Annotated in this window: 12 protein-coding genes; 7 read left to right on the top strand and 5 right to left on the bottom strand. The window is 69.2% G+C overall.

Annotated features, from left to right (window positions below; all coding sequences use genetic code 11):
* Nucleotides 1-200: 200 nt before the first annotated feature.
* Both BEK98_RS46360 and BEK98_RS46355 read right to left on the bottom strand, forming a co-directional pair.
* Nucleotides 201-1073, bottom strand: coding sequence for an MBL fold metallo-hydrolase (locus BEK98_RS46360; protein ID WP_143684273.1), 873 nt, complete (start codon nucleotides 1071-1073; stop codon nucleotides 201-203).
* Nucleotides 1074-1418: 345 nt separating this feature from the next.
* Complete coding sequence (locus BEK98_RS46355) at nucleotides 1419-2057, bottom strand: BlaI/MecI/CopY family transcriptional regulator (protein WP_094222832.1); 639 nt, start codon at nucleotides 2055-2057, stop codon at nucleotides 1419-1421.
* 533 nt (nucleotides 2058-2590) lie between these two features.
* On the opposite strand from BEK98_RS46355, the gene BEK98_RS46350 reads away from it, so the two are divergent.
* From BEK98_RS46350 to BEK98_RS46325, 6 genes are all read left to right on the top strand, one after another.
* Nucleotides 2591-2905 carry a helix-turn-helix domain-containing protein gene (locus tag BEK98_RS46350; protein ID WP_094222831.1) on the top strand — a complete coding sequence of 105 codons (315 nt, stop codon included), beginning with the start codon at nucleotides 2591-2593 and terminating at the stop codon, nucleotides 2903-2905.
* Nucleotides 2902-4419 carry a helix-turn-helix domain-containing protein gene (locus BEK98_RS46345; RefSeq protein WP_094222830.1) on the top strand — a complete coding sequence of 506 codons (1518 nt, stop codon included), beginning with the start codon at nucleotides 2902-2904 and terminating at the stop codon, nucleotides 4417-4419. The genes BEK98_RS46350 and BEK98_RS46345 overlap by 4 nt, the downstream gene beginning before the upstream one ends.
* Nucleotides 4420-4641: 222 nt before the next feature.
* A complete protein-coding gene (locus BEK98_RS46340) occupies nucleotides 4642-4920 on the top strand; it encodes a polyprenyl synthetase (protein WP_094222837.1) in 279 nt (92 codons plus the stop codon).
* The gene (locus BEK98_RS46335; protein ID WP_094222829.1) at nucleotides 4913-5965 is read left to right on the top strand and encodes a polyprenyl synthetase family protein; all 1053 of its coding nucleotides are present in this window, start codon (nucleotides 4913-4915) and stop codon (nucleotides 5963-5965) included. Before BEK98_RS46340 ends, BEK98_RS46335 begins: the two co-directional genes overlap by 8 nt.
* A gap of 97 nt (nucleotides 5966-6062) precedes the next feature.
* Nucleotides 6063-7223 carry an oxygenase MpaB family protein gene (locus BEK98_RS46330; protein WP_094222828.1) on the top strand — a complete coding sequence of 387 codons (1161 nt, stop codon included), beginning with the start codon at nucleotides 6063-6065 and terminating at the stop codon, nucleotides 7221-7223.
* Between the two features lie 283 nt (nucleotides 7224-7506).
* Nucleotides 7507-8979 (top strand): FG-GAP and VCBS repeat-containing protein, encoded by a 1473-nt coding sequence (locus BEK98_RS46325; protein ID WP_094222827.1) that lies wholly within the window; start codon nucleotides 7507-7509, stop codon nucleotides 8977-8979.
* Nucleotides 8980-9035: 56 nt separating this feature from the next.
* Here the strand turns inward: BEK98_RS46325 and BEK98_RS46320 are convergent, their stop codons facing one another.
* The gene (locus BEK98_RS46320) at nucleotides 9036-9893 is read right to left on the bottom strand and encodes an acyl-CoA thioester hydrolase/BAAT C-terminal domain-containing protein (protein ID WP_094222826.1); all 858 of its coding nucleotides are present in this window, start codon (nucleotides 9891-9893) and stop codon (nucleotides 9036-9038) included.
* A gap of 358 nt (nucleotides 9894-10251) precedes the next feature.
* A complete protein-coding gene (locus BEK98_RS46315) occupies nucleotides 10252-10959 on the bottom strand; it encodes a calcium-binding protein (protein WP_244202300.1) in 708 nt (235 codons plus the stop codon).
* Nucleotides 10960-11374: 415 nt separating this feature from the next.
* Between BEK98_RS46315 and BEK98_RS46310 the strand changes: the two genes are divergently transcribed.
* Nucleotides 11375-11950, top strand: coding sequence for a transcriptional regulator (locus BEK98_RS46310; RefSeq protein ID WP_094222824.1), 576 nt, complete (start codon nucleotides 11375-11377; stop codon nucleotides 11948-11950).
* A gap of 135 nt (nucleotides 11951-12085) precedes the next feature.
* Here the strand turns inward: BEK98_RS46310 and BEK98_RS46305 are convergent, their stop codons facing one another.
* Entirely contained in the window at nucleotides 12086-13384 is a 1299-nt protein-coding gene (locus BEK98_RS46305) for an MFS transporter (RefSeq protein ID WP_094222823.1), read from the bottom strand.
* Between the last annotated feature and the right edge of the window lie 11 nt (nucleotides 13385-13395).

Raw genomic sequence — 13395 nt, 5'->3', positions numbered from 1 at the left:
GTGCACGACTGGCTGCCCTACGCGCCCGCAACGGCCGCCCGCATCCGGCACTTCGGCTGAACCGGCAACCCTCTACCCCGGTGGCCGACCAGCTCGGCATCCAGGCGAGATCGGCCGTGGAGGTACGTCGACGCCTCCACACTCGCCGACAGCTGCATGGAAGGGCCAGTGACAACGGCCAACACGATGAGGTGGACCGTTCACATAAGCCCAGCGAGCGGGTCAGTGGGCTTCCACGCAATCGGAAGCACTACATCGACACCGTCGCGGCTGGCCAAGGGCAGCAGTTGATCCATAGTCGTGTCGAACCGGTCGGCGAAGGAGCGCATCGGCCGTAGCGGCCGGTCGAGACTGGTGAAGAAATCGTCCCAGTGCACGAGGAAGACCCGGCGTGCGCCGGTCGCACCCACGACTCCATCCCAGTACGTGCGTACGAACTCGGGTGACTGTTTGCCGAGCATCCCTACGCCGAGGTAGATCACGTCAGCCTGGCGGTCGGCGAGCATTCCGGGCCGGTGATTCGCGCTGGCGTGCAGCAGCACACTGCCCCGCGGGTGGGAAACGTGTACGGAGAAAGCCGTGCCGGTCTTCCAGGCACGCGCCCGAGTGGGCGGGACCAGTGGTTGGTCGACCGTGCCCGGATAGTGGTCGCCGGGACTGTGCACGGAGTCCAGGAAGGTCAACTCGAACTGGCCGTAGGTGAGCACGTCGCCGCCCCGGACCACCCTCAGCGACGACTCGGGTACGCCCACACCGCGCCCGACGTTGGCTGTTGACTCGGATCCGACCAGATCAGCACCCGTCTCCAGACACCACACCGGAGCGTCCAGAGCGTGGTCGTAGTGAGTGTGCGCGCAGAACACCGCCGCGAGTGAGCGGACGTCCGACCGCTCGATCGCATCCCTGACAAGCGCCCGATCGGGTCCGATCCGGCCCAGCAAGACGCGCAACAGCCCGGGCCTGGTGACGAATCCGTCGCAGAGCAGTGTGGTGTCTCCATCGGAGAGCAGCAGCGAACTGGTTCCCAGGAAGCGCGCGGTCAGACCTTCAGGAGTGAGCACCGAACGCTGCATGTACCTGTGATACGGGCGCAGACTCGGACGACCGAACAACTTCCTCATGGCACTGTCACCTCCACTCACGCGGCCCTGCGGGGCCGGCGCTGTCCGTCATCGTTGCCTCCTCGGCAAGGGTCGGTGTGCGGGTGGAACGTGCAGGGCCTGCCGGCCGGTGGCACTGTCGATGCCCATGAGTGAGCCAAACCAACCAGACCCTCCAGGACACGCCATGAGAGAGCAAGCCGAGCAAGGGCGTGGGCTCGTGCCCGTGAACTGCCACCCGACGTCGACGTCACCTTTCACACCAACGCACTGGCCCGCACCGGCACAGGACGTGGTGGTGCTCCGCCAGACCGACCGCTACGGAGCTTCCGTCCGGGCGGGCTGGACCTCGTCCGTGGGTGCCGCAGTCGGCTCCGGCGCATGGGCGGCGGTGTAGAAGACGGAGCTGCCCTGCTTGGCCCGCTGGGCCAGGCTCTTGGCGACAAGGTTTTCGAGGGTGGTACGCACGACAGTGGCCTTGATGTTGCGGTCGGGGTGCGCATGGCCGAGTGCCTCGGCGATTTCCGCCGCGGAGCGGGGTTCGCTCTGCTCGATGAGGTGACGGTGGATGAGGTCGACCAGGGTGGTCCCCGTCTTCGTGGGCGCCTTCTTGGCGACGGGCTTCTTGACGGACTGCTTCTTGGCGGCGGGCTGTTGTGCAGTGGCCGTCTTCGCCGGTCGTCGCTTGCTGGGCGCAGCCGTGGTCTTCTTCCTGGGGGAGGGCACGGTGGTGCTGTCGGCCTTGGCGGGTTCAGAGGTCGGGGCTTTGACACCGAGTGCCTGCTGCATGCTCACCAGCACGGTGTGGTCGCGCTGCAACGTGGCCAACTGCTGTTGGAGCGCGGTGAGTTCCGCCGTGATGCGTTCCTGTTCCTTGACGTTGGCCTCCAGGTCGTTGGCCACTTGGCTGATGTACTGCGAAGTCAACTCGGTGGCGGTAGCCGTGTCTTCGGACATCTGTCTCTCCTCGGTTGGTACCGGGTTGAAGCTCTGGCGGGCGGTTGCAGCGGGTCAGGGGAGATGTTCCGGCCGCAGCGCGCCTTGGTGCGGCGATGATACGGGTGAGAAGCCCTGTTTTTGCTGTGTATGCAACAGCTTCCGGGGTTAGAGCTCCGGTGTGGGTCTGCGCGAAGGGTGCGCTACCGGATGGTGGGCCACGGATGCCGCACTGTCGGCCATGCCCTGGCGTGTGGCGTGGACCGTTCCCAGAGCACCGCGCCGGTGTCCCGGTTCGTGCGCCAGACCGCCGGCGCGTACCCCCTGGGCGAGCTGGTCGGCGGCGAAGACAGTCTCGTCGGCCGCATCCGAGACGATCGATGACGAGCACGCCGGGCTCGGTCACATGCGTTTCATGGATCTGTTCCACGCCCCTCGTCGGCTGCGGCCAGATCCTGCGCGAGCACCGGATTCACCCGACCAGCCCGCTCACCCCATGGATCGTAATGCGATATACGCATGGCTCATGAGTGCTACGCGATAGAGTCGCCGTCATGGGCATGAGTCTCGATGAGCGGGTACGCTCCACTGTCGCCGCGCTCCTGCACGCGACAGGCGAGTCACAGACCGATCTCGCTGCCGCATTGGGAGTGAGCCAGGCCCAGGTGAGCCGTCGTCAGTCCGGCACCGCCGTTTGGAGCCTGGCCGACTGCGACGCGGTCGCCGCGCACTATGGCATCGACGTCCTCGAACTCCTCGCAGGACCCACCCGCGCGACGGAGAGGCTGCCCGAGGAACGCCGTCGCGTTCCCGGACGCCACGCCCACACCGCACGCTCTGCGGCCGTACAGGACGGAGAAGCCCGATGACGAACTTCGACGCGATCGACGCCCTGCTCGCCGGGGCCAGGAAAGAGGTCCCGCTGCCGCCCGCGGAGGAGCGGCGTGCCCTACGCGAAGGGCTGAACCTTTCGCGTGCCCAGCTCGCGCAGGCCTTGAACGTCAGCCCGTCCACGGTCGGGGGCTGGGAGGCCGGGCGGGACCCGAGCGGTGAAGTGCGGGAGAAGTACGCGTACTTCCTCGAGGGAGCGCGGACCAAGCTGGCTGCCACTGCGGCCGAGGAGGTCCCCGCCGAGGAACCGGCTGACGTCGCCCCGGCGGAAGCTGAGCAGGAGACCGATCACGACGACGTCGAGGCCCTGTCCGCGCCTGAGCCCTGTGTGCTGTGCGGGCAGCCCGCCTCCCACCAGGTCGCGGGATTCCCGCAGCACCTGGACCTCGCCGACTGCGGCACGGCAGGGCACGCGCAGACGGTCGAGCCCGCGCCGCCCGAGAACCCCGCTCCGCGGAGCGAACCCCCTCGGCCGGCGTCCTCCGGTAGCGCGGGCCCGGCGGCTCGGGGAGTCAAGGTCGTGCCCGTCGGCCGTCGGCTGAAGACCGCCGACACCCCGGATCTGATCGGCTCCGCCGTCGCGGCCGCCTTCGCCCAGCATTCCGGCGACGTCGCAGCGGCAACCGCGGCGCTGGTGAAGCGGGCCATCCCGGACGCGATGGCGTTGCTGGACGAGACCCGCAAGGGCGGCAGGTACGACATCGTCGCCCACCCGTGGCTGCCCGACATCCTGCGCAAGCAGACCTCCCGGGGCGCCGACCAGATCTGGGAGGCCCGCCCCAAGTGGTCACGGGCCGAACTACCGCCCGGCGAGCACGAGGTGACCGCGCTCGACGTCAACGGCGCCTACCTGTCCGCCCTCAAGACGCACCTGCCGCTCGGCCAGCTGGAGCACTCCACCGGCAACCACCACGACCACCGCCGCGCCGGCGTCCACCTGATCACCGCGCCCGTCTGGGAGCACGAGGCCTACCTGCCCCATCCGATCGGCAGCCGGGACGAGCCGGGCCCGTTGTGGGTGACTGAGCCGACCCTGCGGCTGCTGCTGCGTCTCTCGGGTCCGAAGTACGGGCTGTGCGACCCGCCGGAGATCCACGAGTCCTGGACCTCCGGGGCGACGGAGAACCTGCTGGAGAAGTTCCGCGTCGCGCTCAAGGACGCCCGCGAGCGGGCGATCGCCGAGGACGACGAGACCACGCTGGAGTACGTGAAGGCCATGTACTCGAAGTTCGTCTCAACCATGGGGGAGTCGAACTACAACCGGGAGCTGTACCGCACCGACTGGATGCACCTGATCCGCTCCCAGGCATTCGTGAACCTGTGGTGGAAGGCGCACCGGGCGTACGACGAGGGCCTGATGGTCGTCCGCGCGATGGGCACCGACGAACTGCACGTGATCGGTGACTGGCGTGCGGTGTTCCCCGAGGGACGCGGCGTCACCGAGGTGAAGGTCAAGGACGTGTACACCGTCGGGACCGGGACGACCGACTGAGGCACCGCACCATCGTTGTCCGCCGCCCTCGGCGGAGGGTCCAGCGCTGCGGCCGCCCCCGCAGACAGCGGGTCTGGGACCCGCGCCAGCGGTGATCCGCACGATCGAGCGAGGTGATCACTCGATCGTGAGTTCTTCCGCTCCCGCACCCGGTCCGGCGCGATGCTCGGAGAGGCGGCGCGTGACCGGCGCCGTCCGGATGCGCTGTGGGTGGGGAAGAGCATGACGCGAGAAACGGGACGGCGCAGGGGCCTGGACGAACAGGCCGTGCTGCTGGTGGCTGGGCTGGCCGATCTGGCGGTGAGCACGCTGGATTCGGCCGTGGGGACGGTGCGGGGCCTGCTGCGCCGCTCGGACGCCGCGGAGCTGGCGGCGCAGGCGGAGCAGGACCTCATGGCACGTGGGCGCCTGGCGCTGGACCGGTACGCGGCTGTACCCCCGGCCCACCTGGAGATCCTCGCCCGGCACGCCCTGGCTCGACGAGCGGCGGACGATGTCTGACCGGTGGGAGCCGGCGGCGTTCAAGACCCGCATCGACGAGGTTTTGCATCGGTTCGTCGCCCAGGAGGCCGACCAGTTCGCCGCGATCGATCCACTGCTGGGCCCGGTGGCAGATCAGCTCGAGGCCGCGGTCGCCGATGGCAAACGGCTGCGGGCAGCGTTCTGCTACTGGGGCTGGCGTGCGGTGGGGCAGCCGGACAGCGACTCGCTGGTGCGGGCGGCGGCGTCCATGGAGCTGGTGCATGCCGCAGCGGTCGTGCACGACGACCTGATCGACGACAGCCCACTGCGGCACGGGCGCCCCACCGCACACGTCGCCCTGCGCGGTGCCGTACGGCGCCGTCCGCGCGCCGATGCCGCCGCGCGGTCGCTGGCGATGCTGGTGGGAGACCTGCTGATGGCGCTGGCCGGGCAGCTGTTCGCCACCAGCGGGCTGCCGGCCGCCTACCTCGCCCGGGCCCGCCCGTTGTGGGCGGTGATGGCCCGGGAACTGATCGCGGGGGAGTGCCTCGAAATCCTGCGCACCGGAGTCGGTCCGGACACCGAGGCGTCGCTGAAGGTGATTCGGTACAAGACCGCCAAGTACACCGTCGAGCAACCCCTGCTCATCGGTGGCGCCCTGGCGGGGGCTGGTGAGCGGCTGCGCGAGGGCTACTCCGCGTACGGGCTGCCGCTGGGCGAGGCATTCCAACTTCGCGATGACTTGCTCGGCCTGTTCGGAGACCCGGAACGCACCGGCAAGGCCAGCGCCGACGACGTGCGCGGACACCGGCCCACCGCCCTACTGGCAGAGACCTGGCGCCTCGCCGGCGGCAACGACCGTCAACGGCTGCGCACCCTGCTGGGCCGACGCGGCCAGGAAACGGATGCTCTGGACACGGTCCGCGAGGTGATGCGCCGGCTGAAGGCACCCGACCGCATCGAGGAACTGATCAGTGCACGGGTCGAGGAGGCACTGCTCGCTCTGCACGAGCTGGACGTACCGGCGCACGCCGCCGTCGCGCTGACCTCGCTGGCGCAGACAGCGGCGAACCGCCTGTCCTGACTCTCGCACCGACGTCGCACAGACCCGAGCCGGCCTGACCCGGCCCCAGCCCCTCCCGCCGCTCGCGGACGATCCGCGAAAGACAAGGAGCCCCGTCATGACCTACACCGAAGCATCGATGGACGCCCTGCGGAACGCCGGTGACGAACTCGCCGACGCCACCGTCGCCGCCCTCTTCGAACGCGGCGAGGTGGGCACCTTCAACACCCTGATGCGCTACGTCTCCACGGCAGGCGCTCCCCTTCCGGACGGGCTGCCCGACAGTGCCCGGGACTACCTCGAGGCCACTCGTGTCCCGCCGGCCTGGGTGGACTGGGCCGAGATGGAGAAAGCCCGGCTGTTCTTCATCGACAACAACGTGCACATCTCCACCGCCCTGTCCTTCGCCTCCATGCCCGCCTGCTACGTCGTCCCGCACGTGGCGAAGCTGCTGTCCGCCACCCACGGACTGAAGTACCCGTCCAAGCGGATGGCGGAGACGGGCCAGTTCACCGTCTACCTGATGCAGCCCGACGCCTTCGAAGCCGGCAGCCGCTTCATCCCCGCCGCACAGAAGGTTCGCCTCCTGCACGCCTCCATCCGCCACCACCTCAGGCGCGAGAACCGCTGGGACACCGACGTGCTCGGCACGCCGATCAACCAGGAGGACATGATCGGCGGGCAGATGTTCTTCTCGCTGCTCGTGCTGGACAGCCTGCACCGCCTGGGCATCCACCTGTCACAGGAAGGCGCGGAAGCCTACTACTACGCCTGGCGCGTCGTCGGAGCCATGCTCGGCGTCGACCAGGACGCCGTCCCCAAGACCCTCGACGAGGCCCGCCACTTCCTCGACCGGTACATGATCCGGCACATGGGACCCTCAGAGGAGGGCGCCACCCTGACCCGGCAACTCATCGACCTCTACGAAGAGGTGGTACCCGGCACCTTCTTCGACCCGATCGTCTCCGCCCTGATCCGCTACCTCATCGGCGACACCTGCGCCGACTGGCTCCGTGTACCGCACACACCGTGGGACACCGTCGTCAAGGCCGTACCCCATCTCCTCGGTGTCCTGGAGACCATCGAGGACCGCTCCCCGCTCGGCGCCTGGGCCCTGGACCGTCTCGGCCACCTCACCACCGTGTTGGAGCTGTCCTCCCTCACCCGCGGACGGGTCATGCACTACGCCATCCCCGAACAGCTCAAGAAGGACTACGGCATCCCCAGCGCGACGCCCCGCACCCATAGGTGGACCCCACCGGCCGTCACAGTCTCTTGATCACCCGGCACTCGCGTCGGCGGGTGAACAGGGGCCCGACGCTTGCGAGCCCAGACCGCGTTGGTGGCAGCGAACGCGCCGACGGTAGCGCGGGCGGCCGGCTGACGCGCTGAGTTCCGTCCGGGTTCGGCACCGCACGCGGTACCGGGCGGGCCCACGGTGTCGTGCGAGGCATTCATACGCCGTTCACCGCACAACCATCTGCCGTTGCCGTGTGTCTCACAGTCGAATCTCACTCGCGTGCGCTCGCGCTTCGACACCGCTCGCGCTTCAAGGAGGAACCGTGGGCATCCGCAGACCGGCCGTCACAGCCGCCGCAGCCGCCGCGCTGATCGGGGCCTTCACCGTGCCGTTCGCCGGGAACAAGGCGTTCGCCGCCGAGGGCAACGCCACCGTGCGCGAGGACTTCAACGGCGACGGTTACCAGGACCTCGCCGTCGCCGCCCCCGCCGCCACCGTGGGCGGCCACTCCTGGGCGGGCTACATCGCGATCAGCTACGGCTCGGCGAAGGGCCTCGGCCCGGCCCGTACGACGGTCATCACCCAGGACACCCCGGGCGTGCCCGGCAGCTCCGGCGACAACCACGGCTTCGGTTACGCGCTGATCCCCCGTGACCTGGACGGCGACGGTCTGACCGACCTGGCCGTGGCGACGAACGAGTACCAGCCGGCGAACAACATCGGCGGCTCGGTGATCATCCTCTGGGGCCGCACGACGGGCATCTCCGGCACGGGCGCGGTGCGCATCCCCGCGCCTGCGAACGCGTTCGTCGGCGAGGACGTCACCGCGGGCGACTTCGACGGCGACGGGCACACGGACCTCTTCATGCGCAACGCCGAGGACTTCGACTTCCGCGCGGTGCTCTACGGCCCGTTCGACCGGAGCGGGGCGCCGGCGCGCGAGCAGCAGCTGACCGTGTTCAGCACCGACAACACGATCTGCTCCACCGCGGCAGGCGACTTCAACGGCGACGGCATCGACGACCTCGCGACCTTCTACGTCTACGAGGACCACGCCGAGGGCGGCAAGCTGTGGCTCGGCACGCGACAAGGCCTGTCCACCGTCGCTCAACGGCTGCCCTCCGCGAACACCACCGCCGTCGGTGACTTCGACAAGGACGGCTACGCCGATCTCGCCACCCGGGTCTTCCCGAACGGTGAGACGTATCTGGAGGAGGACCCGGGGACGATCAAGATCTACTACGGCTCGTCGGCCGGGCCCAGCACGACCCGTACGAAGACGATCACGCAGGAGACCGCAGGCGTGCCCGGCGTGAGTGAGAAGGGTGACCAGTTCGGGGCGCGGCTGAGCGCGGGCGACGTGAACGGCGACGGATACGCGGACCTGGCCGTGGGCGACCCGGGCGAGGCGATCGGCTCGGTGGCGAAGGCCGGTTCGGTCGTGCTGCTCAAGGGCGGCAGGGGCGGGCTCACCGGCACGGGCGCGCAGGCCTTCCACCAGGACACACCGGGTGTGCCGGGGAGCGTGGAGAGGGGTGACCTCTTCGGCGGCTCGGTACGGCTGCTGGACGTGACGGGGGACGGGAAGGCGGACCTGGCCGCGGGCGCGCCGGGTGAGGACCTGGGCACGGTCGCGAACGGTGGCGCGGTGTGGCTGCTGCGCGGCACGGCTTCCGGTCTGACGGCTTCCAAGGCCTTCACGGAGAACCCGGTGGATCTGAGGGCGCCGGCGGCGAGAGCGGAGTTCGGGGAGAACCTGGGTGGGGACAACGGGCCGGGGCTGGTGATTCCGTAGGTCCGCTGGTTCCCCCACCCCTTCCGAGCTTCGTGTGCGATCGACCGGAGGGAGGGTCAGCCCCTGCTGCGGAAGGCGTCGAGGACGTGGGGCCAGGCCGCTGCCCCCAAAAGCGCGTCAGCCTCCGGCGTGCCTCCGTACTGGAAGTGCGGGGATGCCGCCGCCGGGCTCTCGCCAGGAAGACGTGGGCGGTGGCCGGCATCGTGGCGGGTGATCAGACGCACCGTGGCCCCGACTGAGCGTCGGCGTTGTGCCAGTTGTTCGGCGAAGGGAAGAGACGGCCACATCGCATCGTCGCCGCCTGCGACCACCAGCAGATCGGCCCGCGCCTTGTCCACGGGGATCTCCGCCGGAGGCAGCAGATCAGCGAACGTCCGCTCGCTCAGTTCGTACCACCCGCGGATGGCGACCGGCCCACCGTCCGTCTCTGCGGGAGTCCAGGAATCGTCCAGCGGGACGAAAGGCACCGCCTGCTCTCGCCAGGTCCACGACGATCGATACGGGTGCTGGGCTCCATCGCGCCCTGGTCCGACGTTGCACCAGACCCGGGACGTGGGCGACATCGCGACGACAACGTCCACGCGCGGATCGTGCACTGCCGTGAGCAGCGCCGCCTCAGCCCCCTTGGAAGTGCCGAGAATGCCGATGCGTCGTGCCCCGTTCAACCGGAGGAGGTCGACGGCGGCGGTGAAGGTCTCCAGGGGGATCTCGCAGATCCCCGGGGACTGCCCCGGCCCGCCGAACCAGCGGATCGACACCGCCGTCATGCCCTGCTGGGCGAGGATGCGTGCTCTCTCCCGTTCGACGCGCCCACTGGATCCCGCCAGGACCAGGACACCGACGTCACTGCCGCGGGCGGGAACGACCAGAACGCCTTCCCAGGGATCGGTCAGCTCGCGCTCAATGACATCCACGTGGTCCCCCTGCCGGCCGCCTCAACCTGTCAGCGCAGCCTAATCGGCGTTGCCGCTCCTCCCGAAACGACCGTGTCCCCGTCGTCGAGCAGGGCGAAGCAGCCGGAGAACGAGACCAACAGGCCCCCGAACGCGAAGTCGTGGCCTTCGTGGTCTTCCGCTGCTGCAGCAGCTCGTCGTGACCGTCGCTGACACCGCGACCGCCACCGAGTGCCCAGGGGACGACCGGTGGGCATCCTCAAGGAGGGAGAGGAGAACCCGTACGCGACGGGAACCCCGCATCCGGGAGACCGAGACTGATCTCGACGGCGGGGTTCCCGTTCCTCTGTCCCTGGTCGCGGAAGCGGGTCCCGGGTTCCTACTGGACGTCGACGAAGTCGCTGGCCGACGTCGCGGCGTTGGTGGCCGTGGTACCCGCGTAGGAGAAGCGGTAGTACCCGTCGGTCGTCGCCGTCGTGGTGGCCGTCACCGCTCCGCCGGAGCCGCTGGTGACGGTCTTGAGGGTCGTGTACGTGCTGGTGCCCGACTTGCGGAACTGGAGCTTCACCGACACGTTGCTCAGGCCCGCGTACGCATGGGTCTCCCAGTTGGCGCGGGTGAGCTTGCCCTTGACCGTGATGGTCCGGCCATGGGCCACCGGCTCGGGCGAGGCATTCGCGGTCAGCGTGGTGTTGCGCTTGATGTGCACGGAGCCGGCGTATCCGTCGCTGACGGAACCGCTCGGGCGGCCGTACGCGATGGCGTACGCGTGCCAGGTGCCCGCATAGGAGTTCGTGGTCATGTCAACCTTCGGATCCACGGTGAAGTGGACCGTGCACGTCGACGTCTGGGCATCGGCCGCCACGCATGAGCCCGATCCCTCCTCGGCGGGAAACAGAGCGCCGTCCCTGCCCTGGTCATCGAAGGAGGTGCCGTGCCACAGGGCGACCCAGCCGCCGGTGACGCCGTCCGGGTCGGCCGCGGTCACCGTGGCGGTGAACGACTTCTTGGCGGAGGTGCCGAGGACGATGTCCTTGCCGCCGTTGACGACGACCTTCGTGATCGTCGTGTCGTCGTCACTGGTCATAGGCCCCGCGTGCGCCTGCGCGGCGGCGGGAAACACCAGAGCCGAACAGAGAACCAGGACGCCGGACAGAGCGGCGACCGAAGCGCGTCTGCGCATATATATCCCCCGTGGTGAGAAGAGGGGCCCCGCGGGACATCTCCCGACAAGAGCCCATGGGCGCACGCATCGTACAGATTCTTTCGAGCCACGACGAGATGCGGGGATCCCTCGGTCCCTCCCCGGAGACTCGCGCGCGTCCGCCTCCCCAACACCGCGCCCGCCTCTGCCACCGCCGTCGGCACGCCTACGCCGACATCAAGATCGCGCAAGTGGAGCGAGTGGCGGTGTAGTTTCAGAACTGACGGCGGGTATTCTTGACTCCCTGAGAGCAACGGGCGCTTGAGGTTTCGTCAATTAGCGGGCTGAGGAGACGAAGGTGCCGGAGAGGAATATCGAGTTCGGCAAGTATGGTGCTCGCGGCGTCAAGGGACATGAGGCCGTGGCTCGCCAACTCGATGCTCTCGCCAGCTTCATCGCCACCTCGATCACAGCACGGCGTGGCCTGCTCGCGCGCCTGCACTACCTCACTCGCACCGAACACGCCCGCCAGGCGGCCCGCGAGGTCGGCCTGACCGTCACCGATCGGACGCTCAAGGCGTGGCTGGACGGCAGGCGCAGCCCTTCGAAGAAGAACCTCGAGCGCATCGAGACGGCCTACCGAACGGTGCGCCGACACAACGTCGCCCGCTACCTGCTCGCGCGCCTCAACCGTGAAGGCCGCGGAACCCGTGTCGAGTTCCACCCGCTCAACCAGTCCCAGGTCGACCGGCCCCGCCAGCGCGTGGTTACCTACCGCACGCTCAACGTCCGTCACTGGGACCGGATCGTCGAGGCGTGGGCCAACGATGACGAAGCGGCCCTGGACGACGCCTGGATCAGCGACGCGGTGGTGGACCTCGGCTCCGAGTGGGGCCAGTACGAGTACGTCACCAACATCGGGTTCGCCGCCTGACGTGGTGACCGAGAGCGGACGGCCGTCGGCCACATCGAGGACGATCACCGGCGCGCCCGAGGGCGGTGGCGGGGGGATGGGCCCGGACCAGGGCCGGCACATCGGCCGGGGAGGCCCCGGCAGGTCGTAACGTCGTCATTGTCGGCGTTGGCCTGTGCGGCGTACCGGGGTGCCGGTGAGCGTTTCTTCGGTGATGGTGGTCGGCAGCGGCCCGGACCGCGTTGAGGGCCGGGTGCGGTAGGTGATCAGGCGGGGGAGTACGAGGGCGGCGGTGGCGGAGATCAGGCCGCCGAGGATCAGGCTGTAACGGGCGCCGAGGGTGTCGGAGACCCAGCCGACCAGGGGGGCGCCAAGGGGGGTTCCGCCGAGGAGGACGAGGAAGTAGACGGACATGACGCGGCCGCGCAGGTGCGGGTCGGCCTTGAGTTGGGTGAGGGCGTTGGCGGTGGTTGTCGCGGTCGCGCCGGCCAGGCCGGTGGGGATGAGCAGGATCAGGAAGGTGACGTAGCCGGGCATGAGCCCGACGGTGGCTTCGAGGAGCCCGAAGGCGACTGTCGAGGCGATCAGGTTCCGTGCGGTGGGGAGCCGCCCGCCGGCGGCGCCGCGCAGGGCGCCGATCAGGCTGCCGGCGGCGTATGCGGCGGACAGGTAGCCGAAGGCGGCGGAGCCTGTGTGGAAGACGGTGACGGCGACCACTGCGATGGTGACCTGGAAATTCAGGCCGAAGGTACCGACGAAGCCGATGATCGCGATCGGCAGGAGCAGTTCCGGGGTGGCGGCGATGTGTCGGAGGGCGTCCCTCAGTCCGGTGTTGCGGGGGTTGGCAGCGGCGGGCGTGACGAGTTCTTCGGGGCGGATGGTGATCAGTCCGTACAGGACGGCCAAGTACGAAGCGGTGTTGGCCAGGAAGACCGGGCCAGGTCCCGCGGTGGCGACGGCAAGGCCCGCGAGGGCCGGGCCGAGGATGCGGGCGACGTTGAACTGGGCGGCGTTCAGGCTGACTGCGCCGGGGACACGGTCCCGGTCGACGAGTTCGGAGATGAAGGCGTTGCGCGCGGGCTGGTCGAGGGCGGTGGCGGTGCCCAGGGCGATGGCCAGCGCGCACAGGGACCGCAGGGTGATCGTTCCGGTGAGGGTCAACAGGCCCAGGAGCAGTGACTGTACGGCCATGGCGGTCTGGGTGATCAGCAGGAGCCGTCTTTTGGGGAAGCGGTCGGCGATGACGCCGCCGGTGAGGCCGAACAGGGTCTGGGGCAGGAACTGCAGGGCGGTGAGCAGGCCGACGGCGGCGCCGCTGTTGCCGGTGAGATGGAGGGCGAGCAGGTCCTGGGCGGCTCGCTGCATCCAGGTGCCGGTGTTGGAGACAAGTTGTCCGGCCAGGTAGCGGCGGAGGTTGCGGGACCCGAGGGTGCCCCGGGTTGTGTTGGCAGTCATGGGGGGCGGGC

The sequence above is a fragment of the Streptomyces diastatochromogenes genome, from assembly GCF_002242805.1.
In the GTDB taxonomy this organism is placed as follows: Bacteria; Actinomycetota; Actinomycetes; order Streptomycetales; family Streptomycetaceae; genus Streptomyces; species Streptomyces diastatochromogenes.
Note: the sequence above shows the minus strand (reverse complement) of the source record. Positions and strands in the feature narration are given on the sequence as shown.

Coding starts and splice junctions, on each gene's coding strand:
- BEK98_RS46360 (WP_143684273.1), bottom strand. CDS start 1,073: ATGCAGCGTTCGGTGCTCACTCCTGAAGGTCTGACCGCGCGCTTCCTG.
- BEK98_RS46355 (WP_094222832.1), bottom strand. CDS start 2,057: ATGTCCGAAGACACGGCTACCGCCACCGAGTTGACTTCGCAGTACATC.
- BEK98_RS46350 (WP_094222831.1), top strand. CDS start 2,591: ATGGGCATGAGTCTCGATGAGCGGGTACGCTCCACTGTCGCCGCGCTC.
- BEK98_RS46345 (WP_094222830.1), top strand. CDS start 2,902: ATGACGAACTTCGACGCGATCGACGCCCTGCTCGCCGGGGCCAGGAAA.
- BEK98_RS46340 (WP_094222837.1), top strand. CDS start 4,642: ATGACGCGAGAAACGGGACGGCGCAGGGGCCTGGACGAACAGGCCGTG.
- BEK98_RS46335 (WP_094222829.1), top strand. CDS start 4,913: ATGTCTGACCGGTGGGAGCCGGCGGCGTTCAAGACCCGCATCGACGAG.
- BEK98_RS46330 (WP_094222828.1), top strand. CDS start 6,063: ATGACCTACACCGAAGCATCGATGGACGCCCTGCGGAACGCCGGTGAC.
- BEK98_RS46315 (WP_244202300.1), bottom strand. CDS start 10,959: ATGACCAGTGACGACGACACGACGATCACGAAGGTCGTCGTCAACGGC.
- BEK98_RS46305 (WP_094222823.1), bottom strand. CDS start 13,384: ATGACTGCCAACACAACCCGGGGCACCCTCGGGTCCCGCAACCTCCGC.